The sequence below is a fragment of the Shimwellia pseudoproteus genome, from assembly GCF_016415625.1.
Lineage (GTDB): Bacteria > Pseudomonadota > Gammaproteobacteria > Enterobacterales > Enterobacteriaceae > Shimwellia > Shimwellia pseudoproteus.
On record NZ_WBXP01000001.1, the window covers coordinates 115,260 to 138,176 of the forward strand.

Sequence of the window (22,917 nt, forward strand, 5' to 3'; positions counted from 1 at the left end):
ATCAGTCTGCTAACTCCAGAATACGAACCACCAATTGCGAGAAAGTCATCCCCGCCTGGCGTGCAGCCATCGGCACCAGGCTATGACTGGTCATGCCCGGGGAGGTATTCACTTCCAGCAGATAAAACTGCCCGTCGCTGTCCTGCATGGCGTCTACCCGACCCCATCCGCAACAGCCCACAGCCTGCCATGCCTGAGCCACCAGCGCCTTCAATTGGGCTTCCTGTTGCTCACTCAAGCCGGCCGGGCAAAAATACTGAGTATCATCAGAGAGATACTTCGCCTCATAATCATAGAACACACCCGCGGGTTGTATACGAATGGACGGTAAAATTTCCTCGCCCAACAACGCGATAGTGAATTCCGGCCCGCTCAGCCATTTTTCAATCAGTACATCGACATCATGTTCGAAGGCTAGCACCAGCGCTGGCATCAGCTCGGCCAGGCTGTTCACCTTCGACATCCCCACGCTGGAGCCTTCACAGCTGGGTTTAACAATCAACGGCAGCCCCAGCGCCTGAATACGTTCAGACAAGCTGGCGCTCAACCCGTTGCGAATATCTTCCGGGCGCACGGCAACCCAGGGAGCCACAGGTAAACCAGCCCCTTGCCACAGTTGCTTAGTCCGCAACTTGTCCATGGTAATAGCAGAGGCCATGACACCGCTACCGGTATAAGGCAAATCGAGGAATTCCAGCACCCCTTGCAAAGTACCGTCTTCACCGCCCCGGCCGTGGAGCGCAATAAAAACCTTATTAAACCCCTGATCTTTAAGGGTTGTCACTGGCACATTCTTCGTATCTATCGGGTGGGCGTCTACGCCTGCCTCACGCAGCCCTGCCAACACCGCCTGGCCGGACTGCAGCGACACGTCGCGCTCAGCGGAAGTACCGCCCAGCAGGACGGCAATTTTATCAGCCATGCTGCTGCTCCTCCTGAGTTTGAGACCGTAATTTGATTTCAGCCAGTTTTTTTGCAATTTTGCCGATGTTCCCTGCACCCTGAACGAGGATCAAGTCATTTCCGCTCAAAACAGGGGCTAGCATTTCAGCGGTCAGCGCCGGGTCAGTAACCAGAATCGGATCAACTTTCCCGCGCCCGCGAATGGTGCGGCACAGCGAGCGGCTATCGGCCCCCGGGATCGGTGCCTCTCCGGCGGGATAAACATCCAGCATCAGCAGGCAATCAACCTGGGACAACACATTGGCGAAATCGTCGTACAGATCACGTGTCCGGGTATAACGGTGCGGCTGGAAAATCATCACCAGGTTTTTATCCGGCCAGCCAGCGCGCGCGGCTTTGATGGTGGCATCGACTTCCGTTGGATGGTGACCGTAGTCATCCACCAGCATGGCGCTGCCTTCTTTACCGTTCACTTCCGCCAGCGGGAACTCACCAAGGAAGTCAAAACGACGGCCGGTGCCCTGGAAGTTAGCCAGCGCCCGCAGAATATCCGCATCGTCGATCCCCTCTTCGGTGGCCACCGCAATCGCTGCGGATGCGTTGAGCGCGTTATGGCGGCCCGGCGCATTGAGGATCACATCAAAGGGGTCTTTATCCTGGCGCAGCACCGTAAAGTGGACCTGAGCACCAATCTGGCGGTAGTTCTCAATCCGTACGTCGGCGTCTTCGCTAAAGCCGTAGGTGGTGATATGGCGCCCTACTCTGGGCAGCAACTCGCGGATCACCGCGTCATCAATACACATCACCGCACGGCCATAGAACGGCAGGTTGTGCAGGAAATTAATAAAGGTCTGTTTTAAATTCTCAAAGTCGCCCTGGTAGGTATCCATATGGTCGGCTTCGATATTGGTCACCACAGAGACCATCGGCTGCAAATGCAGGAAAGAGGCGTCGCTCTCGTCTGCTTCGGCAATCAGGTAGCGGCTGTTACCCAGGCGGGCGTGGGTACCGGCAGATTTGACCAGGCCACCGTTGACAAAGGTCGGATCCAGCCCGGCTTCGGCGTAGATACTGGCGATCATTGCCGTGGTGGTGGTCTTACCGTGGGTACCGGCAATGGCGATACCGTGGCGAAAGCGCATCAGCTCCGCCAGCATTTCCGCGCGACGGATCACCGGGATACGCAGTTCCCGGGCGGCGACCAGCTCCGGGTTATCCGCCGGGATAGCTGTGGACATCACCACCACACTGGCATCGCGCACGTTTTCCGGGCGGTGGTTGAAATAGATAGTGGCGCCAAGCGCCGACAACTGTTGAGTAACCGGGTTAGGTGCCAGGTCAGAACCGCTAATCTGATAACCTTCGTTAGCCAGCACTTCGGCAATACCGCCCATACCGGCACCGCCAATGCCAACGAAGTGAATATGCCGGACGCGACGCATCTCGGGCACGATAGAACGCAGTTTCGCCAGTTGTTGTGTATTCATTATTTAAACCCGCGGCAGTAAACGCCTTAACATCTCAACGCAGGGAGCGCAAAGGGCGCTCCCCCAGAAAAATTACGCCAGCGCAGCGGCGCTGACTTCAGTGGCAACCCGTTCAGTGGCATCCGGTATTGATGCCTCACGGGCGCGCAGGGCCATCGCCAGCAGCGCCGGACGATCCCAGCTATTGAGCACATCAGTTACCGCATCGACGGTAAACTGCGGCTGCTCAAGGATTTTCGCCGCGCCGGCTTTCTCCAGCGGCAGCGCATTCCAGTATTGCTGACGATCCTTATGCTGGAACGGCACAAACAGCGCCGGTAACCCGGCAGCGGCGATTTCACTCACCGTCAGGGCCCCGGAACGGCATACCACCACATCAGCCCAACCATAGGCGGCGGCCATGTCGTCAATAAATTCGGTCACTTTATGCTGGGGCTGGCCGGCATCGGCATACGCCTGTTTTACCGTCTGTTCAGCCCCTTTACCGCTCTGGTGCCAGATGGTCACTTTGTCGCCGAGGCGGCCCGCCACCTGAGGAAGGGTCTGGTTCAGCACCCGTGCCCCCTGGGAGCCACCGACCACCAGCACTCTGATGGCCCCTGTGCGGCCCCCATAACGTTGCGCCGGGGCCGGCAGCGCCAGTACATCGGTACGTACCGGGTTCCCGACGACATCCGCATTGGGGAATGCCCCCGGGAAAGCCTGCATCACTTTTTTGGCAATCTTCGCCAGCCATTTATTGGTCAGACCGGCGATGCCGTTTTGCTCATGCAGTACCACCGGGATCCCCAGGGACCAGGCCGCAAGGCCGCCAGGACCGGAGACATAGCCCCCCATTCCCAGCACCACATCCGGCTTAAAGCGTTTCATGATCGCCCGCGCCTGGCGCCAGGCGTGGAAAATACGCACCGGTGCCAACAGCTGGGCTTTCAGCCCTTTGCCGCGCAGGCCGGAAATACGAATAAAATCAATATCAATGCCGTGTTTTGGCACCAGGTCCGCTTCCATCCGGTCCGCTGTTCCCAGCCAGCGCACCTGCCAACCTTGCTCCATCAAATGGTGAGCAACTGCCAGCCCCGGGAAGACGTGTCCCCCGGTTCCCCCTGCCATCACCATTAATCGACGGTTTTCGCCACTCATCAGGCACCTCTTGTAAACGCCTGGGCTTTGACCAGACGCGTTTCATAATCAATTCGCAATAACAACGTGATAGCCGTCGACATAATCAACAAGCTCGAACCACCGTAACTGATCAACGGCAGGGTCAGCCCTTTGGTCGGCAACATCCCCGCCGCCGCCCCGACGTTAACCAACGCCTGGAAGCTAAACCAGATACCGATTGAGCACGCCAGGAAACCGGAAAAACGCTGGTCACATTCCAGCGCCCGACGCCCAATGGACATCGCCCGAAAAGCCACGAAGAATACCATTAAAAGGGCCAGTACCACACCGATATATCCCAGCTCTTCCCCGATGATCGAGAAGATAAAGTCAGTGTGTGCTTCCGGCAGATACTCCAGTTTCTGGACCGAGTTCCCCAGCCCCTGGCCCCACATTTCCCCGCGGCCAAATGCCATCAGAGACTGGGTAAGCTGGTAACCGCTACCGAAAGGATCCTGCCACGGGTTCCAGAAGGAGGTTACACGGCGAATACGGTAAGGTTCGGCAAGGATAAGCAAGATAACTGCCGAGATCCCCATCCCGATAATTGCCATAAACTGCCACAGCTTGGCACCAGCCAGGAACAGCATCGACAGGGTGGTGACAAACAACACCACCACGGTCCCGAGGTCAGGCTGGGCCAGCAACAGCACCGCCATCACCAGGATAACCCCCATCGGCTTGAGGAAGCCGCGTAAGTTATTACGCACCTCATCAACCTTGCGCACCAGGTAGTTCGACAAGAAACAGAACAGCGACAGCTTAGAAAACTCCGCCGGCTGAATACGCAGCGGGCCGAAAGCAATCCAGCGGGAGGCCCCGTTAACCGAGCTCCCCACCACCAGCACCACCAGCAGCATCACAATCGAGGCAATCAGCATCGCGGCGCTGTAGCGCTGCCAAAACTCCATCGGCAGCCGTAATGTCACCAGCGCCAGCAGAAACGCCAGCACGATGTATAGCCCGTCACGCTTGGCAAACAAGAACGGATCGTCTGCCAGGCGCTGGCCCACCGGCATGGATGCCGAAGTCACCATAATGAAGCCAATAGCAGCCAGACCAAACGTCAGCCACAGCAGGGTGCGGTCATACATCACCATGCTGTTTGCGTCCGCTTCCCGGGACCCCATTACCCAGGCTTTCACACTGTTAAACAGCCAGGTAAAAATAGCAGCCCCCGGAACCCGGGGCATACGCGGACGAGGGAGAGAAAGCCGCATCAACCCAGCTCCTTCGCCAGGCGAGTGAATTCATCACCGCGATGTTCAAAGCTTTTAAACTGATCCAGGCTGGCACAGGCCGGAGAGAGCAGCACCATATCGCCGGATGTTACCCGCCCGGCAATCAGCCGCATGCTCTGTTCCATGGTTTCAGTCAGCTCGGCAATGTCAGGACGCAGCGCCGCCAATTGCGCACCGTCGCGGCCAAAGCAATACAGGCGGATATTGTCAGCCTGCAAATAAGGGCGCAGTGGCTCGAAATCTGCCGCTTTACCGTCCCCGCCCAGCATCAGGTGCAGCACACCGTCCACCTGCAGGCCGTTCAGGGCCGCCTCGGTACTGCCAACATTGGTGGCTTTTGAGTCGTTGATCCAGCGCACGCCGTTATGGTCGAGCGCCAGTTCAAAACGGTGCTCCAGGCCGGTAAACGTGGTCAGCGCTTTCAGGCTGCTGGCCCGGGGTAATCCCACCGCATCGGCCAGCGCCAGCGCCGCCAGCGCATTGGTGTAGTTATGCTGGCCGGTCAGTTTCATCTCTTTCACGTTAAGGACTTTCTCGCCCTTAACCCGTAACCAGGTGTTATCCCCCTGGTGGTTGAGGTGGTAGTCCCCGACATCAACCCCAAAGCTGACACAGCGTTCATCAGCACCGCGCACTGGCATGGTCAGCGCATCGCTGGCATTCACCACGCAGACCCGGGCATTTTCATAGATCCGCAGCTTAGCGGCGCGATACTGCTGCATCCCCAGCGGATAACGGTTCATATGGTCTTCGGTCACGTTCAGGATAGTGGCCGCCGCCGCGTGCAGGCTGTTGGTGGTTTCCAGCTGGAAGCTGGAGAGCTCCAGCACATACAGCCCGCACTCTTTGTCGAGCAGCATCAGTGCCGGCACGCCGATATTACCGCCCACCCCGACCTTAACACCCGCCGCCGTGGCCATCTCCCCCACCAGGGTAGTCACGGTGCTTTTACCGTTAGACCCGGTGATCGCCACCACGGGCGCCTGCGCCTCGCGGCAGAACAATTCAATATCACCGACAATTTCGATACCGGCCTCAGCCGCCGCCATCAGTGCCGGGTGAGCCAGGGGAATACCCGGGCTGGCAACAATCAGATCCGCCGCCAGCAACCACTCCTCATGTAACCCACCTGTATGGCATTCAACCTGCTCGGGCAGTTTGTCCAGTCCGGGTGGGTTCATACGGGTATCCATAACCTGCGGAACAACACCGCGGGCCATAAAAAAGTTAACGCACGACAGGCCAGTCAGACCGAGGCCAATAATGGCAACCTTTTTCCCCTGGTAATCATTCATTATTAACGTACCTTCAACGTTGCCAGGCCAATCAGGACCAGCATCAAAGAAATAATCCAGAAGCGCACAATCACGCGCGGTTCTGGCCAACCTTTAAGTTCGTAATGGTGGTGAATAGGCGCCATACGGAAAATACGCTGGCCGCGCAGTTTGAAGGACCCCACCTGCAAAATAACCGACAGGGTTTCCACCACAAACACGCCACCCATGATCACCAACAAAAACTCCTGACGCAGCAGCACCGCAATGGTCCCCAGTGCGCCACCTAATGCCAGAGAACCCACATCCCCCATAAAGACCTGTGCCGGGTAGGTGTTAAACCACAGAAACCCGAGGCCAGCGCCAACAATCGCCGTACAGACGATAACCAGCTCACCGGCATGGCGCAGATAAGGAATATGCAGGTAGTTAGCGAAGTTCATGTTGCCGGTAGCCCAGGCCACCAGCGCAAAACCGGCGGCCACAAAGACGGTTGGCATAATCGCCAGGCCATCGAGGCCGTCCGTCAGGTTTACCGCGTTACCGGTACCGACAATCACGAAGTACGCCAGGACGACATAAAACAGCCCCAGCTGCGGCATGATATCTTTAAAGAACGGGACCACCAGCTCAGTGGCCGGCGTGCCTTTACCGGCGACATACAGGGCGAAGGCAACCGTCAGAGAGATAACCGACATCCAGAAATATTTCCAGCGCGCCACCAGCCCTTTGGTGTCTTTGCGCACCACTTTGCGATAGTCATCGACAAACCCGACGATCCCAAAGCCAATCAGCACAAACAGCACACACCAGACATACGGGTTAGACGGGTAAGCCCACATCAGCACCGACACCACAATGGAGGTGAGGATCATCAGCCCGCCCATGGTAGGGGTGCCGCGTTTGCTGAAATGTGATTCCGGGCCGTCGTTACGCACAACCTGGCCGAAGGAGAGCTGCTGCAGGCGCGCGATCATCCGCGGGCCCATCCACAGGGAGATAAACAGCGCTGTTAACAGGCTGACGATGGCGCGAAACGTCAAATAGGAAAAGACGTTAAACCCGGAATAATATTTGACCAGATGCTCGGCCAACCAAACTAGCATGTTCCCATCTCCTGTAGCGCATGTACCACCTCTTCCATAGCAGCACTACGTGAACCCTTAACCAAAAGTGTAATAACCGTATGCTGAGCAATCAGCTCCTGGGCATACGCAATTAATGCCTGCTTATTATCAAAATGCTGGCCGTGACCGCTGGCGGCGCTGATGGTGTGGCTCAGTTTGCCCACACTCAGTACCGCATCAATCCCGGCACGCCGCGCTGCATCCCCCACCTGACGGTGGCAATCATCAGACTCCGGCCCCAGCTCAGCCATATCGCCAACGATCATCACCCGGAAGCCCGGCATATCGCCCAGCACCTGAGCCGCGGCACTCATCGAACCGACGTTAGCGTTATAGCTGTCATCCAGCAGCAGCTTATGCGGCGCCAGAATAATCGGGTACAAACGGCCCGGTACCGCTTTTAACTCGGCCAGGCCGGTTTTGATGGCGCTAAGCGGTGCACCCACCGCCGTGGCCAGTGCCGCCGCCGCCAGCGCATTAGCAATATTATGGCGGCCCGGTAAGGGCAGCAGCACATCGGTTTCCCCCTGCGGGGTGCACAGTGTGAACACGGTTCCTTCGGTGGTGACCTTCACGTCACGGGCGTAAAAATCGCTGCCCGGTTTATCCGGTGAAAAACACCATGTGGTACGGTCACCGATCGTGGCTTGCCAGTTGGCCAGATCGTTATTATCGGCATTGACGATAGCGGTCCCGTTCGCGGACAGCCCGCCAAAAATCTCGCCTTTGGCTTTGGCCACCCCGGCCAGCGAGCCAAACCCTTCCAGGTGGGCCGCCGCCAGGTTATTGACCAGCGCAGCTTCAGGCTGAGTCAGGCTGACAGTCCAGGCGATTTCGCCCTGGTGGTTCGCCCCCAGCTCAATCACCGCGTAGTCATATTCCGGGGTCAGACGCAGCAGCGTCATCGGCACACCGATGTCATTATTCAGATTGCCGGCGGTATACAGGGTATTACCGCACTGGCGCAGGATCCCGGCGGTCATCTCTTTGACAGAGGTTTTACCGGAGGAGCCGGTCAGCGCCACAACCCGGGCCGGTACCTGCTGGCGAACCCAGGCCGCCAGTTGGCCAAACGCCAGCCGGGTATCCTCCACCAGGATAGCGGGAACGTTAGTGCTCACTTCGCGGCTAACCAGCAACGCAGCTGCGCCCTGCTCTGCGGCCTGGGCCACAAAGTCATGGGCGTCAAAGCGCTCGCCTTTCAGGGCCACAAACAGGCAGCCCCCGGTCACCTTGCGGGTATCGGTAGTCACCGCATCGATGGTGCGATCGTCGCCAGTCAGGCGGCCATTTACTATCGTCGCTATTTGTTTCAGCGTAACGGGGATCATGCCAGCACCCCCAGTAAACGCGCGGCGGTCACCCGGTCGGAATAGTCCAGCCGGCGATTGCCCACAATCTGGTAGTCTTCATGGCCTTTACCGGCTACCAACACCACATCATCTGGCTGGGCCTGCATAATGGCATTGGTTACGGCTTCAGCGCGGCCTTCGACCACCCGGGCGCGGCCGGCATCCAGCATTCCCGCCAGAATATCGCTGATGATAGCGGCAGGTTCTTCGGTACGCGGATTGTCGTCAGTGACAACCACGATATCGGCAAACTGCTCGGCAATGGCCCCCATAAGTGGGCGCTTACCTTTGTCACGGTCGCCACCGCAGCCAAACACGCACCACAGGTTACCGGTGCAGTGTAAACGGGCGGCCTCAAGGGCTTTCTCCAGCGCATCCGGGGTGTGGGCATAATCCACCACCACGGTCGGTTTGCCCGGCGCGCTAAACACTTCCATCCGGCCACATACCGGCTGTAAACGCGGGGCGGTGCTCAGCAGTGCATCCAGCGAATAGCCCACCGCCAGCAGCGTCGCCAGCGCCAGCAGCAAATTGCTGACGTTAAACGCCCCCATCAGGCGACTTTCGATTTCACCGCCACCCCAGCTGGAGTCAAAACGGACAGTGGCGCCGCTATCGTGATACTCCACACCGGTGGCTTTTAACCAGCGACCGTGGCAGTTGGGGTTAATATGGTCACCCATCGCCACGGCGACGGCGTCCGGCAGGCCCGCCAGCCAGCGACGGCCGACATCATCGTCGGCATTGATAATCGCTTCACCACACTGATGCTCGGAGAACAGCAGCCATTTGGCCGCTTCGTAATGTTCCATATCCCCGTGGTAATCGAGGTGATCGCGGCTCAGGTTAGTGAAGACGGAGGCGGCAAATTTCAGCGCGGCCACCCGGTGCTGAACCAGACCGTGGGAAGAGACTTCCATGGCGGCAAAGTTTGCCCCCTGGGATACCAGCTGCGCCAGCTCGCGCTGCACATCCACCGCAGAACCGGTGGTGTTTTCGGTCGGCACCACTTTCCCCAGCAGGCCATTGCCCACGGTGCCCATAACAGCACTGGTGGCGCCCAGTAACTGGCTCCACTGCGCCAGTAACTGGGTGGTGGTGGTTTTGCCGTTCGTCCCGGTAACGCCAATCAGCGTTAAGGCGTCGGAGGGTTCATGGTAAAAACGCCCCGCCAGCGCGGATAACCGCTGCGTTAATTGGCTCAGGTAGATAACCGGCACACCGTGAATTTCACGCACTTCGCCATCGTTGGCTTCGCCTTCCGCTTCTGCCACCACGGCTGCTACGCCTTGCGCTATCGCCTGCGGGATATAACGACGCCCGTCCGCCTGATGTCCCAACACTGCGACAAAGAGATCCCCGGACGCCGCTGCGCGACTGTCCAGCGTCATCTCCCGCAATGCCCGCTCGGGTGCTGCGGGCACCCATGGAGCGAGAAGGTCGCGCAAATTACGATCTGCCACCTTTAGCCTCTTCCTGATTAATTACAAATTCACTTTTTTCGCCTGTTGCCAGTGCATCAGGCTCGATATTCATAGTGCGCAACACGCCGCCCATAATGGCGCCAAACACCGGCGCAGATACCGCACCACCGTAATACTTACCCGCCTGCGGATCGTTAATCACCACCACCAGCGCAAAGCGCGGCTGGCTGGCGGGGGCAACCCCGGCGGTATAAGCAATATATTTATTGATGTAGCGACCGTCCGGGCCCACTTTTTTCGCGGTACCGGTTTTAATCGCAATCCGGTAGCCCTTGATGGCGGCCTTAACCCCACCACCGCCGGGTAACGCCACGCTCTCCATCATATGCACCACGGTGCGCACAATGGACTCCGGGAACACCCGTTCGCCGGGTACCGGCGGGTCAACTTTGGTGATCGACAGCGGGCGATAGATCCCGTAGCTGCCGATGGTTGCATAGACACGCGCTAACTGTAATGGGGTTACCATCAGCCCGTAGCCGAAAGAGAAGGTGGCCCTCTCTATGTCAGACCACCGTTGTTTTTGCGGATATAAGCCACTGCGTTCTCCGACCAACCCCAAATTGGTCGCTTTCCCCAGACCAAAACGTGAGTAAGTGTCTACTAACGCTGAGGAGGGCATCGCTAACGCCAGCTTCGAAACGCCGACGTTACTCGACTTCTGGAGCACCCCGGTAAGGGTCAATTCGCTGTAACGCGCTACGTCTTTAATTTCGTGGCCGTTGATACGGTAAGGGACCGTATTCAACACCGTGTTTTCCCGTACCACACCGCGTTGCAGGGCGGTCATCACCACCATCGGCTTGACGGTGGAACCGGGTTCAAACACATCGGTAATTGCCCGGTTACGCATCACATCTTTCGCGGTACCGGATAAATTATTCGGGTTGTAAGATGGGCTGTTGGCCATCGCCAGCACCTCACCGGTGCTCACATCCACCAGCACGGCACTCCCGGATTCTGCCTTGTTGAATGCCACGGCGTTGTTCAGCTCGCGGTAGACCAGGGCCTGTAAGCGCTCATCAATACTCAGGGCCAGGTTGTGCGCCGCCTGGCTATCGGTGGAGGAGATATCCTCAATCACCCGGCCAAACCGGTCTTTACGCACAATACGCTCGCCGGGCTGGCCGGTAAGCCATTTATCAAAGCTCTTTTCCACCCCTTCGATACCCTGGCTGTCCACGTTAGTGAAACCAATCAGGTGGGAGGTTACCTCGCCGGATGGATAGTAACGGCGCGACTCTTCACGCAGGTGGATACCCGGCAATTTGAGTTTTTTGACATAATCCCCGAGATCCGGGTTCACCTGACGGGCCAGATAGATAAAGCGCATCTTCGGGTTGGAGTTCACCCGGTTAGCCAGTTGATCCAGCGGCATTTTCAAGGCATCGGCCAGGGCTTTCCAGCGGTTATCGAGGGTAACCCCACCCGCGTCATGGAGCTCCTTCGGATCTGCCCAGATGGCTTTTACCGGCACCGACACTGCCAGTGGGCGCCCGGCGCGGTCAGTAATCATCCCGCGAGAGGTGGACACTTCTTGTACCCGCAAAGAGCGCATGTCCCCCTGGCGTACCAGCATGTCAGGGTTGATAATTTGCAGCCAGGCGACGCGCCCCAACAGAAAAGCGAGCGCCAGCAAAATGCAACCGCAAAGCAACGCAAAACGCCAACTAATAAAGTTGGCCTGTTCTTCCTGACGCTTTGGCTTAAGCGATTTTGTCGCTGCTTTCATCGATCGCATTATTCCTTATTGCTTAATCCGGTCGTTACTGCTGAACCACGATGTTTTCCTGTGAAGAATCAACATGTTGCATTTGTAGCTTGTCATTCGCGATCCGCTCTACCCGGCTATGATCGCCCAGGGCATTTTCTTCCAGAATCAGGTTGCGCCATTCAATATCCAGCGCATCACGTTCCACCACCAGTTGCTCACGCTGCGCGGTCAGCAAGCGGGTATGGTGGGCCGTGGTCACCATAAAAATGGCTGAGAAAACAATGGCAATGAACAAGCAGAGCGGCAGTTTCCCGTGCCGCAGGAGATCGCTGCCGATCACGCCAGGCAATGCATGACGCTCGCTGCTTCCTAACGATCCTTTTACCCTGCTAAGGGCCTCTGTCACTCTGCTGATCATGCGTTCGTCCTTTCTGCGATACGCAGCACTGAACTACGGGCTCGTGGGTTCTCTGCCACTTCGTGTTCGCCCGGCATCAACTTTCCTAACGCTCGTAACTGACGCCCACCCAGCTTCCTGAGTTGCTCTTCAGTCATCGGTAACCCTGCCGGTACTTGCGGACCGCGGCTTTGCTCACGCATAAAGCGTTTCACAATACGGTCTTCCAGCGAGTGGAAACTGATAACTGACAGCCGGCCTCCCGGGGCCAGAACGTCAAGAGCGCCTTTTAGCGCCTGCTCTATTTCCTCAAGTTCACTGTTTACCCAGATGCGCACCGCCTGAAAAGTACGGGTCGCAGGATGTTTGAATTTGTCTTTCACCGGTGTTGCCGCCGCGACAACCTCCGCCAGTTCTTTGGTGCGGGTCATCGGCTGTTCGCGATTGCGCTCGACAATGGCCCGGGCGATACGCTTGGCGAAGCGCTCTTCGCCAAAGGTCTTCAGCACCCAGGCGATATCGGCTTCGTCGGCATTCAGCAACCAGTCAGAGGCAGACTGGCCGCGTGTGGGGTCCATCCGCATGTCCAGCGGCCCGTCACGCATAAACGAGAAGCCGCGCTCGGGATCGTCCAGTTGCGGTGAAGAGACGCCAAGATCGAGCAGAATACCGTCGATCTGGCCCTGAAGGTCACGCTCGCGGGCATAATCCGCCAGCGCAGAAAAAGGTCCATGAATAATAGAAAAACGCGGATCATCAATCGCTTTTGAGGCTTCAATGGCCTGCGGGTCGCGGTCAATAGCCAGCAGCCGGCCTTCCGGCCCCAGGTGGGACAAGATCAGCCGTGAATGGCCACCGCGACCAAAGGTGCCATCAATGTAAATACCGTCTTGGCGAATATTCAGGCCGTTTACGGCCTCATCGAGCAATACGGAGGTATGTTTAAAATTTTCCATCATTATTTAAAGTGACAAGTCCTGCAGCCGCTCCGACAACGCTTGTGCGGAGGATTGCTCAGCGTCGATGTCTTCCCTGACCTGTTGATACCAGGTCGTCTCATCCCACAGTTCAAACTTATTAAACTGCCCGACCAGCATCACTTCTTTTGTTAAACCGGCGTGTTGCCTTAACACCGGTGCCAGCAGCAAGCGCCCTGCGCTGTCCATCTGACATTCACTGGCGTGACCTAACAGCAAACGTTGTACCCGGCGTCCCGCGGGGTTCATGCTGGAGAGTCGCGCCAGTTTTTGTTCAATAACTTCCCACTCGGGAAGGGTATAAAGCAGCAGGCAGGGGTGGTGGATATCAATGGTGCACACCATTTGACCGGAAGAGATCTCAAGCAGCATTCCCCGGTAACGGGTGGGTACGGATAATCGCCCCTTGCTGTCGAGATTGACTAACGAAGCCCCTCGGAACATGCCGGTCTCACCCTCTGTTTGCCCTTTTGCGCCACTTTACCCCACAAAATCCCACTCAAAGAGTTTACGGAGCGGAGGAAAAGCTTGTCAAGCCAACTCCGGCACCCCGGGATTAATTCCCGGTCTTATTTACAGTGATAAATTGCGCTAAGAAAAGTCGCGAATTGCGCGAGGCAGAATTAACGGTATGAATATTGGCGAGAATTTACGACGAATAAACATGCTGAACGTTAAAAAAACTGAAGAACAACGACATTGCTGACCTACTCAGTTTGCGACGCAGGCGGCATTCTAAGGCAATTCGGGTTCCGTTAACAGCGCCAGATAGCGGGCCCGCATGCATATTGCATAGAGTCGCTTGCCGGGGAAGCATCCTGGGATGGGCAATTATTTCAGTGATAACATTTGAGCAACAAAAATCGTCACCCGGAAATAAATAGTTACCAACTTATTGGGAGATAAAACACTCAAAAAATGGATATTAATCAATTTTCAGAAAATGAAATCAATATTTAAAGAATTGTCTGAAAATGAAAAGGCAGTTTAAAACTGCCTCAATAAAATTAATTACGACTCAGGGTTCCGCGACGATACAGATTACGCCGAATTCGATTTAAACCGGTTTTGGTTTTCTTCGGTTCATCCAGCTTCGCCAGCACCAGCTCCAGCACCCGTTCAGCCACTTCCCGGTGACGCTGGGCCACGGCCAGTACAGGGCATTGCAGGAAGTCCAGCAACTCATGATCCCCAAAGGATGCAATCGCCAGATCCGAAGGCAGCTTGCCGTCACGGCGCAGCGTCACGTCCAGCACCCCCTGCAACAGGGCGAACGAGGTGGTAAACAGCGCATCCGGCATCGGGTGCGTTTCCAGCCACTTATCAAACAGCTGCCCCGCGGCCTCACGCTCGTAGCTATTGGCGTAGAGATAATCCACGGTACGCGGATCATCCTGCCAGGCAGTACGGAAGCCCTGCTCGCGCAGGAAGCTGACCGAGAGCTCTGGCAATGCGCCCAAATACAGCACCCGCTCCGCCGGGAAGGTGCGTAATTCCCGGGCCAGCATTTCGGCATCTTCCTGATCGGCCCCGACCACGCTGGTGAAATGCTCACGATCCAGCGCCCGGTCAAGGGCAACAATTGGGAAAGGATCATTGGCCCAGCGCTGGTAGAACGGGTGTTCCGGCGGTAGTGAGGTAGAGACGATGATCGCATCCACCTGGCGCTGTAACAGGTGCTCAACGCAGCGCATCTCGTTGTCAGGCTGATCTTCCGAGCAGGCGATCAGCAGCTGATAACCGCGCTGGCGAGCCTGACGCTCCAGATAGTTAGCAATGCGGGTGTAGCTGGTGTTTTCCAGGTCAGGAATAACCAGGCCGATGGAACGCGTACGTCCGGCGCGCAGGCCAGCTGCCACCGCATTAGGATGGTAGTTATGCTCGCGCACCACGGCCATCACTTTCTCGACTGTTTTATCGCTTACCCGATACTGGCGGGCCTTTCCATTGATCACATAGCTGGCCGTCGTTCGGGACACACCGGCCAGGCGCGCAATTTCGTCCAGTTTCACAATAACCCCTTAATGCTGTAGCACAACGCTGCACCTCACAGGAGGACAGGTTACCTCGTTTCTTATTCTGGTAGCAGGATAATACCGCGCTGGGCATTTATTGCGGTTCTTTTCCCAGCATTATCAATAAAAAGCCCGGTATCGGCTACCGGGCTTGTGAATCAGATCACATTCTGAAAGGGAGGTGCCGACCAAACGTACGGCCTAGCTGGCGATAATTTTATCGCCCCGCGCCAGCCCTACCACGCCAGAACGCGCCACTTCGACAATTTTGGCAACTTCACGCACCGTCGCCAGGAAGGCATCCAGCTTGTCGCTGGTTCCCACCAACTGGACGGTATAAATAGAGGGGGTCACATCAATGATTTGGCCGCGGAAAATCTCGGTGCTGCGCTTCACCTCTTCGCGGCCATAGCCGCTGGCCTGGATTTTCACCAGCATCATTTCGCGCTCTACGTGGGCCCCCTGCCCTAACTCGGTCACCCGCAGCACATCCACCAGCTTGTGCAGCTGCTTTTCAATCTGCTCGATGACTTTCTCATCGCCAACGGTCTGGATAGTCATACGCGACAACGTTGGATCATCAGTGGGTGCCACGGTCAGGCTTTCAATGTTATAACCGCGCTGTGAAAACAGACCGATTACCCGGGATAACGCCCCGGACTCATTCTCCAGTAAGACTGATAATATCCGGCGCATAATCAGGTTCTCTCCGTTTTGCTTAACCACATTTCATCCATCCCACCCCCGCGAACTTGCATCGGGTAGACATGCTCAGTGCCATCAACATTGACATCCACAAACACCAGGCGGTTATTGCGCACCTGTTCCAGCGCGTCGCGGAGTTTAGTTTCCAGCTCTTCGGGTTTGCTGATGCCGATCCCCACATGGCCGTAGGCTTCAGCAAGGCGGACAAAATCCGGTAATGACTCCATATAAGACTGCGAGTGGCGCCCGGAGTAGATCATGTCCTGCCACTGCTTCACCATCCCCAGATAGCGGTTGTTCAGGTTCAGTACCAGCACCGGTAAATGGTATTGCAGCGCCGTGGACAGCTCCTGAATATTCATCTGAATACTGCCGTCGCCGGTAACACACACCACAGTCTCTTCCGGGAGCGCCAGTTTCACCCCCAGGGCCGCAGGCAGGCCAAAGCCCATGGTCCCCAGACCACCAGAGTTGATCCAGCGCCGTGGCTTATCGAAGGTGTAATGCAGGGCGGCAAACATCTGATGCTGGCCAACATCGGAGGTGACATAAGCCTCCCCGTTAGTCAACCGGTAGAGCGTCTCAATCACGGCCTGGGGCTTAATCTTACCGCTGGTGTGGTCATAGCTCAGACAGCGGCGCCCGCGCCATTGCTCAATGCTCTGCCACCAGTCCCGCAGGGCGTCCATTGGCTGCTTGCTGGTCTCCTGGGGCAGTAACTCCAGGAGCTGCGCCAGGACTGTTTTGGCATCCCCAACGATGGGAATATCCGCCGCCACAGTTTTCGAGATAGACGCCGGATCAATATCAATATGCAGCACCGTGGCATTCGGGCAGTATTTGGCCAGATTGTTGGTGGTGCGATCGTCAAACCGCACCCCAACGGCAAAAATCACATCGGCGTGATGCATGGCCATATTCGCTTCATAGGTTCCGTGCATCCCCAGCATTCCCAGGGCCTGACGGTGGCTGCCGGGGAACGCCCCTAATCCCATCAGCGAAGAGGCTACCGGCAGGTTCAGCGTCTCAACCAGTTGCTGTAGCTCTGCGCTACAGGCGGCATTAATCGCCCCGCCCCCCACATACACCACCGGCTGCTGCGCGGTGACCAGGGTTTGCAGTGCGCGTTTGATCTGGCCTTTGTGACCGTGGGTGGTCGGATTATAAGAGCGCATGCTGACCGATTCAGGATACACATAGGGCAGCTTGTTCGCCGGGTTGAGGATGTCCTTTGGTAAATCGACCACCACCGGGCCTGGACGGCCACTGGCCGCCAGCCAGAACGCTTTTTTCAGCACCCCGGGGATATCTTCCGCCTGTTTAACCAGGAAGCTGTGCTTCACCACCGGGCGGGAGATCCCCACCATATCGCACTCCTGGAAGGCATCGTAACCAATCAGTGATGTGGCAACCTGCCCGGACAGGACAACCAGCGGAATAGAATCCATATAGGCGGTGGCAATGCCGGTGATAGCATTGGTCGCGCCGGGGCCAGAGGTAACAAGTACCACACCCACTTCACCGGTAGCCCGGGCCAGGCCATCGGCCATATGCACCGCCGCCTGCTCATGGCGCACCAGCACATGATCAATGCCGCCGATAGTGTGTAGCGCATCATAAATATCCAGCACTGCGCCACCGGGGTAGCCAAATACTTGTTTGACGCCCTGATCGATAAGCGATCGGACGACCATCTCGGCTCCAGACAACATCTCCATCATTTGCCTCCAGGCTATTATTGTTGTGTTGTGTCGTAATCGTTGCGTCGTAGTCCGTGGTATCAGGCGGAAGACGTTATTTCCGGCCCGCTATCTGGCAGGGTAACCCCGCCGGGTTGTGTTTTTGTTATCCGATTAACATAACCGCTCAAAATCAGCCAGGCAATCGCCATTCCGGCGTTACCCGGCGCTTATTGGCCGGAGAGTTGCTGATAAACTCACATTTACTAGCGGAAAAATCTATATCCCCCGGGCAGATCAGTTCACTTATTTCACAATAAGCAACGCTTATGGTTATTAATCTAATAATTTATCCATCACGTGGTTTTAATCCATTGGCCCCACCGATCGCCCTACTCCGCCGTAATAAGCTTCGCGCCGGGTGTCCGCCCAGCGGTGGCGAGTTTTATCAGGGTCATTCTCGCTGTCGGCCACTATCTGACATAGCCCGCAATTTATGCTCAGGACACGATCAACAGGTACTGTTTTTTATGCTGGCGCAATGCGCCCCCGTTAAACCTATAGAAAATCCGAAAAAACGTCAGCAGCAAGCAGAACACCAAAAAGAGTAAATAAATAATAATATTTATAAAAATAACACCACAAAACAATACCTTACATTAAAACCCATATGGTTTTAATATTATTAAAAACAGATGATTTCATTAAAATAAAGCAAAATAAATATCACATTTACCCTGATTACCATGGGCTTACAGGATCATCAATGAAATCATATCAACAACCCTATTCTCCCCATTATTTCGCCAGGTAAGAAACATAAAAATAAGCTGTTAAAACAAGAACAAAATCGACGTTAAATCGGTAATCACGGACTGTGAGTTATTTATTCAGCATGGCAATCTCTCCGCGGATTTACCCCCTGTAGCCACGGCAGCTATCGCCACCCGTGACGTAAAAAATCACTTCACGCGCCGCACCGGCAAAAAGACAGCAAATAAATCTGCCTTATTGCTAAACCTCTGGCACATATTGCTATATTTAGTTCAATTAGCGTTGCTGAACTTTAGTGACAAACAAAAACATCTGTTGACACTGACCGCCATATCAAGTACCACTAAAAGCAACTCAATATTCCTGGAGCACGACTCAATGATTCGCACTCAACGCCTACTCGGTCTACTACTAATCGCATCTTCTGTGCGCGGTAGCCTTGTGGGCGGCATCGAACCTTGAGCCTGCAAACCAGCTAAAAAAACCCGCGCCGTTGCGCGGGTTTTTTTTTGCCTTCGCAATGGCGCCAGACCCTAAAACAGGACGAACCCCATGAGCCAACAAGTCATTATTTTTGATACGACATTACGTGATGGTGAACAGGCATTGCAGGCGAGCCTGAGTGTGAAGGAAAAACTGCAAATTGCGCTGGCCCTCGAACGTATGGGTGTCGACGTGATGGAAGTGGGTTTCCCGGTCTCCTCCCCGGGGGATTTTGAATCCGTGCAGACCATCGCCCGCAATATTAAAAACAGCCGGGTGTGCGGCCTGGCGCGCTGCGTCGAGAAAGATATTGATGTGGCGGCAGAATCATTGCGGGTGGCGGAAGCATTCCGCATCCATACCTTTATCGCCACCTCACCGATGCATATCGCCACCAAATTGCGCAGCACGCTGGATGAGGTGATCGAACGTGCGGTGTACATGGTAAAACGGGCGCGCAATTACACTGACGATGTGGAGTTCTCCTGTGAGGATGCCGGTCGTACCCCTATTGCGGACCTGGCGCGGGTTGTTGAGGCGGCCATCAACGCTGGCGCCAAAACGATCAATATCCCGGACACCGTGGGCTATACCATGCCGTTCGAGTTCTCCCGCATTATCAGCGGCCTGTATGAGCGGGTACCCAATATTGATAACGCGATTATCTCGGTACATACCCATGACGATCTGGGGATGGCGGTCGGCAACGCCATCGCCGCCGTCCAGGCTGGTGCCCGCCAGGTAGAAGGCACCATCAACGGGATTGGTGAACGGGCCGGTAACTGCGCGCTGGAAGAAGTCATCATGGCGATTAAGCTGCGCCAGGACATTATGAACGTCCACACCAACACCAAATATAACGAAATCTGGCGTACCAGCCAGACCGTCAGCCAGTTGTGCAATATGCCGATCCCCGCCAATAAAGCAATCGTCGGCACCGGTGCCTTTGCCCACTCCTCCGGTATTCACCAGGACGGCGTGCTGAAAAACCGCGAAAACTACGAAATTATGACCCCGGAATCCATCGGCCTGAATCAGGTGCAGTTGAACCTGACCTCCCGATCAGGACGTGCGGCCGTTAAACACCGCATGGAAGAGATGGGCTATAAAGAAACTGACTATGACATGGACAATTTGTACGACGCGTTCCTGAAGCTGGCGGACAAAAAAGGTCAGGTATTTGATTACGATTTAGAAGCGCTGGCCTTTATTAATAAACAGCAGGAAGAGCCAGAACATTTCCGTCTGGAATACTTCAATGTGCAGTCCGGCTCCAGCGTCGTGTCCACTGCCACTGTCCAGCTGGCCTGCGGCAACGAGGTGAACTCAGAAGCCTGCACCGGCAACGGCCCGGTAGACGCGGTGTATCAGGCAATCCACCGGATCACCGGCTACGACGTCGAACTGGTGAAATACCAGTTAGGCGCGAAAGGCCACGGCAAAAACGCCCTGGGTCAGGTGGACATCGTGGTCAATTACCACGGCCGTCGTTTCCATGGCGTTGGCCTGGCAACCGACATTGTTGAGTCCTCCGCCAAAGCGATGGTACATGTGCTGAACAACATCTGGCGTGCAGGCGAAGTCGAAAAAGAATTACAACGTAAAGCTCAGGAACAAGAGCAAAACCAGGAAACCGTGTGACATGTCAAAGACTCATCATATTGCAGTTTTAGCCGGTGACGGCATCGGCCCGGAGATCATGGCCCAGGCGTTAAAGGTGCTGGACGCGGTGCGTGAGCGTTTCAATATGCGTATCACCACCAGCCAGTATGACGTTGGCGGTGCCGCCATTGATAACCACGGCACTCCGCTGCCCGCCGCCACAGTAGAAGGCTGCGAGCAGGCCGATGCCATTCTGTTCGGTTCCGTCGGCGGCCCGAAATGGGAAAACCTGCCACCCAACGAGCAGCCGGAGCGCGGCGCACTGCTGCCGCTGCGTAAACACTTCCGCCTGTTCAGCAACTTGCGTCCGGCGCGTCTGTATCAGGGGCTGGAAGCGTTCTGCCCGCTGCGTGCCGACATTGCCGAAAAGGGCTTTGACATCCTGTGTGTGCGTGAACTGACTGGCGGCATCTATTTTGGCCAGCCCAAGGGACGTGAAGGCACCGGGCAGCATGAGAAAGCCTTTGATACCGAGGTGTATCACCGCTTTGAAATCGAACGTATTGCCCGCATCGCCTTCGAGGCCGCCCGCAAACGCGGCAATAAAGTCACCTCAATTGATAAAGCCAACGTACTGCAAACATCACTGCTGTGGCGCGAAATTGTCACCGAGATGGGTAAAGCCTACCCGGATGTGGCCCTGAACCACATGTATATCGACAACGCCACCATGCAGTTAATCAAAGATCCCAGCCAGTTTGACGTCATACTGTGTTCTAACCTGTTCGGGGACATTCTGTCTGACGAATGCGCCATGATAACCGGCTCTATGGGGATGCTGCCTTCTGCCAGCCTGAATGATCAGGGCTTTGGTCTGTACGAACCTGCCGGTGGCTCGGCGCCGGATATTGCCGGTAAAGATATTGCTAACCCGGTGGCCCAGATCCTCTCCCTGGCGCTGCTGCTGCGCTACAGCCTGGATGCCGAAGACGCCGCCCAGGCCATTGAGCAGGCGGTAAACCGCGCCCTGGAAAACGGCTGCCGCACTGCCGATCTGGCCCGGGATACTGCCGCCATCGGTACATCAGAAATGGGCGATATCATTGCCCGGTATGTCGCTGAAGGGGTGTAATCATGGCGAAGACATTATATGAAAAGTTGTTTGATGCTCACATTGTCTACGAAGCGCCAAACGAAACCCCGCTGCTGTATATTGACCGTCATCTGGTCCATGAAGTGACCTCTCCCCAGGCGTTTGACGGGCTGCGCGCCCACGGCCGCCAGTTACGCCAGCCGGGGAAAACCTTCGCCACCATGGATCACAACGTCTCAACCCAGACCAAAGACATCAATGCCAGCGGTGAGATGGCCCGCATCCAGATGCAGGAGCTTATCAAAAACTGCAATGAATTTGGCGTTGAACTGTACGATCTGAACCACAAATACCAGGGGATCGTCCATGTGATGGGGCCGGAACAAGGGATCACCCTGCCGGGAATGACCATTGTTTGTGGGGACTCACATACCGCAACCCACGGGGCTTTCGGCGCCCTGGCCTTCGGTATCGGCACCTCGGAAGTTGAGCACGTGATGGCAACCCAGACCCTGAAACAGGGCCGGGCAAAAACCATGAAAATTGAGGTTACCGGCACCGCCGCGCCGGGGATCACCGCCAAAGACATTGTCCTTGCGATCATCGGTAAAACCGGCAGCGCTGGCGGCACCGGTCACGTAGTGGAATTTTGCGGCCCGGCAATCCAGACCCTGAGCATGGAAGGCCGCATGACCCTGTGCAATATGGCCATCGAAATGGGCGCCAAAGCGGGCCTGGTTGCCCCGGACGCTACCACCTTTGCGTATGTCCAGGGCCGTCAACACGCCCCGAAAGGCGCAGACTTCGATGCCGCGGTGGCCTACTGGAACACCCTGAAAACCGACGATGGCGCGCAGTTTGATAGCGTTGTCACCCTCAACGCCGCCGACATCGCGCCACAGGTCACCTGGGGTACCAACCCAGGCCAGGTGATCTCGGTGAACGACATGATTCCTGATCCGGCATCGTTCAGCGATCCGGTTGAGCGCGCCTCCGCAGAAAAAGCGCTGGCCTATATGGGCCTGAAGCCCGGTATCCCGCTGACTGACGTCGCCATCGATAAAGTCTTTATTGGCTCCTGCACCAACTCACGAATTGAAGATTTGCGTGCCGCCGCCGAAGTGGCAAAAGGCCGCAAAGTGGCGCCAGGCGTGCAGGCTATGGTCGTGCCGGGGTCCGGCCCGGTGAAAGCCCGGGCAGAAGCCGAAGGGCTGGACAAGATCTTTATTGATGCCGGTTTTGAATGGCGCCTGCCGGGTTGCTCCATGTGCCTGGCGATGAACAACGACCGTCTGAACCCGGGCGAACGCTGCGCATCAACCAGCAACCGTAACTTTGAAGGGCGCCAGGGCCGCGGCGGACGCACCCATCTGGTTAGCCCGGCCATGGCGGCAGCGGCAGCTGTTGCCGGTCATTTTGCTGATATCCGCTCGCTGAAATAAGGGAAAC

At 56.3% G+C, this 22,917-nt stretch carries 18 protein-coding genes; 3 read left to right on the forward strand and 15 right to left on the reverse strand.

Annotated elements, in window-relative coordinates; genetic code table 11:
* Position 1: 1 nt before the first annotated feature.
* From F9C28_RS00510 to ilvI, 15 genes are all read right to left on the reverse strand, one after another.
* Complete coding sequence (locus tag F9C28_RS00510) at positions 2–922, reverse strand: D-alanine--D-alanine ligase (protein WP_199013143.1); 921 nt, start codon at positions 920–922, stop codon at positions 2–4.
* Entirely contained in the window at positions 915–2,390 is a 1,476-nt protein-coding gene (gene murC / locus F9C28_RS00515; RefSeq protein ID WP_199013144.1) for a UDP-N-acetylmuramate--L-alanine ligase, read from the reverse strand. Before murC ends, F9C28_RS00510 begins: the two co-directional genes overlap by 8 nt.
* A gap of 72 nt (positions 2,391–2,462) precedes the next feature.
* A complete protein-coding gene (gene murG / locus F9C28_RS00520; protein ID WP_199013145.1) occupies positions 2,463–3,530 on the reverse strand; it encodes an undecaprenyldiphospho-muramoylpentapeptide beta-N-acetylglucosaminyltransferase in 1,068 nt (355 codons plus the stop codon).
* A complete protein-coding gene (ftsW, locus tag F9C28_RS00525) occupies positions 3,530–4,771 on the reverse strand; it encodes a cell division protein FtsW (RefSeq protein WP_199013146.1) in 1,242 nt (413 codons plus the stop codon). The genes murG and ftsW overlap by 1 nt, the downstream gene beginning before the upstream one ends.
* A complete protein-coding gene (murD, locus tag F9C28_RS00530; RefSeq protein WP_199013147.1) occupies positions 4,771–6,087 on the reverse strand; it encodes a UDP-N-acetylmuramoyl-L-alanine--D-glutamate ligase in 1,317 nt (438 codons plus the stop codon). Before murD ends, ftsW begins: the two co-directional genes overlap by 1 nt.
* 2 nt (positions 6,088–6,089) lie before the next feature.
* Positions 6,090–7,172, reverse strand: coding sequence for a phospho-N-acetylmuramoyl-pentapeptide-transferase (gene mraY / locus F9C28_RS00535; protein WP_199013148.1), 1,083 nt, complete (start codon positions 7,170–7,172; stop codon positions 6,090–6,092).
* Positions 7,166–8,524, reverse strand: a complete 1,359-nt coding sequence (murF, locus tag F9C28_RS00540) for a UDP-N-acetylmuramoyl-tripeptide--D-alanyl-D-alanine ligase (RefSeq protein WP_199013149.1) — start codon at positions 8,522–8,524, stop codon at positions 7,166–7,168. Before murF ends, mraY begins: the two co-directional genes overlap by 7 nt.
* Positions 8,521–10,008, reverse strand: coding sequence for a UDP-N-acetylmuramoyl-L-alanyl-D-glutamate--2,6-diaminopimelate ligase (gene murE / locus F9C28_RS00545; RefSeq protein WP_199013150.1), 1,488 nt, complete (start codon positions 10,006–10,008; stop codon positions 8,521–8,523). The genes murF and murE overlap by 4 nt, the downstream gene beginning before the upstream one ends.
* Positions 9,995–11,761 carry a peptidoglycan glycosyltransferase FtsI gene (locus F9C28_RS00550; protein WP_199013151.1) on the reverse strand — a complete coding sequence of 589 codons (1,767 nt, stop codon included), beginning with the start codon at positions 11,759–11,761 and terminating at the stop codon, positions 9,995–9,997. The genes murE and F9C28_RS00550 overlap by 14 nt, the downstream gene beginning before the upstream one ends.
* 34 nt (positions 11,762–11,795) lie before the next feature.
* Positions 11,796–12,161, reverse strand: a complete 366-nt coding sequence (gene ftsL / locus F9C28_RS00555; RefSeq protein ID WP_199013152.1) for a cell division protein FtsL — start codon at positions 12,159–12,161, stop codon at positions 11,796–11,798.
* Positions 12,158–13,099, reverse strand: coding sequence for a 16S rRNA (cytosine(1402)-N(4))-methyltransferase RsmH (rsmH, locus tag F9C28_RS00560; RefSeq protein WP_199013153.1), 942 nt, complete (start codon positions 13,097–13,099; stop codon positions 12,158–12,160). Before rsmH ends, ftsL begins: the two co-directional genes overlap by 4 nt.
* Positions 13,100–13,102: 3 nt before the next feature.
* Entirely contained in the window at positions 13,103–13,561 is a 459-nt protein-coding gene (gene mraZ / locus F9C28_RS00565) for a division/cell wall cluster transcriptional repressor MraZ (protein WP_199013154.1), read from the reverse strand.
* 563 nt (positions 13,562–14,124) lie between these two features.
* Positions 14,125–15,129, reverse strand: coding sequence for a catabolite repressor/activator (gene cra / locus F9C28_RS00570; RefSeq protein ID WP_199013155.1), 1,005 nt, complete (start codon positions 15,127–15,129; stop codon positions 14,125–14,127).
* A gap of 204 nt (positions 15,130–15,333) precedes the next feature.
* On the reverse strand, positions 15,334–15,828 hold the full coding sequence (gene ilvN / locus F9C28_RS00575; protein WP_199013276.1) for an acetolactate synthase small subunit: 495 nt from the start codon (positions 15,826–15,828) through the stop codon (positions 15,334–15,336).
* A 2-nt stretch (positions 15,829–15,830) separates the two neighbouring features.
* Entirely contained in the window at positions 15,831–17,555 is a 1,725-nt protein-coding gene (gene ilvI, locus F9C28_RS00580; protein WP_199013277.1) for an acetolactate synthase 3 large subunit, read from the reverse strand.
* 1,287 nt (positions 17,556–18,842) lie between these two features.
* Between ilvI and leuA the strand changes: the two genes are divergently transcribed.
* The 3 genes from leuA to leuC are packed head-to-tail and all read left to right on the forward strand — an operon-like array spanning position 18,843 to position 22,910.
* Positions 18,843–20,414, forward strand: a complete 1,572-nt coding sequence (leuA, locus tag F9C28_RS00590; RefSeq protein WP_199013157.1) for a 2-isopropylmalate synthase — start codon at positions 18,843–18,845, stop codon at positions 20,412–20,414.
* A gap of 1 nt (position 20,415) precedes the next feature.
* Positions 20,416–21,507, forward strand: a complete 1,092-nt coding sequence (leuB, locus tag F9C28_RS00595; RefSeq protein WP_199013158.1) for a 3-isopropylmalate dehydrogenase — start codon at positions 20,416–20,418, stop codon at positions 21,505–21,507.
* Positions 21,508–21,509: 2 nt separating this feature from the next.
* Complete coding sequence (gene leuC / locus F9C28_RS00600) at positions 21,510–22,910, forward strand: 3-isopropylmalate dehydratase large subunit (RefSeq protein WP_199013159.1); 1,401 nt, start codon at positions 21,510–21,512, stop codon at positions 22,908–22,910.
* Positions 22,911–22,917 lie beyond the last annotated feature (7 nt).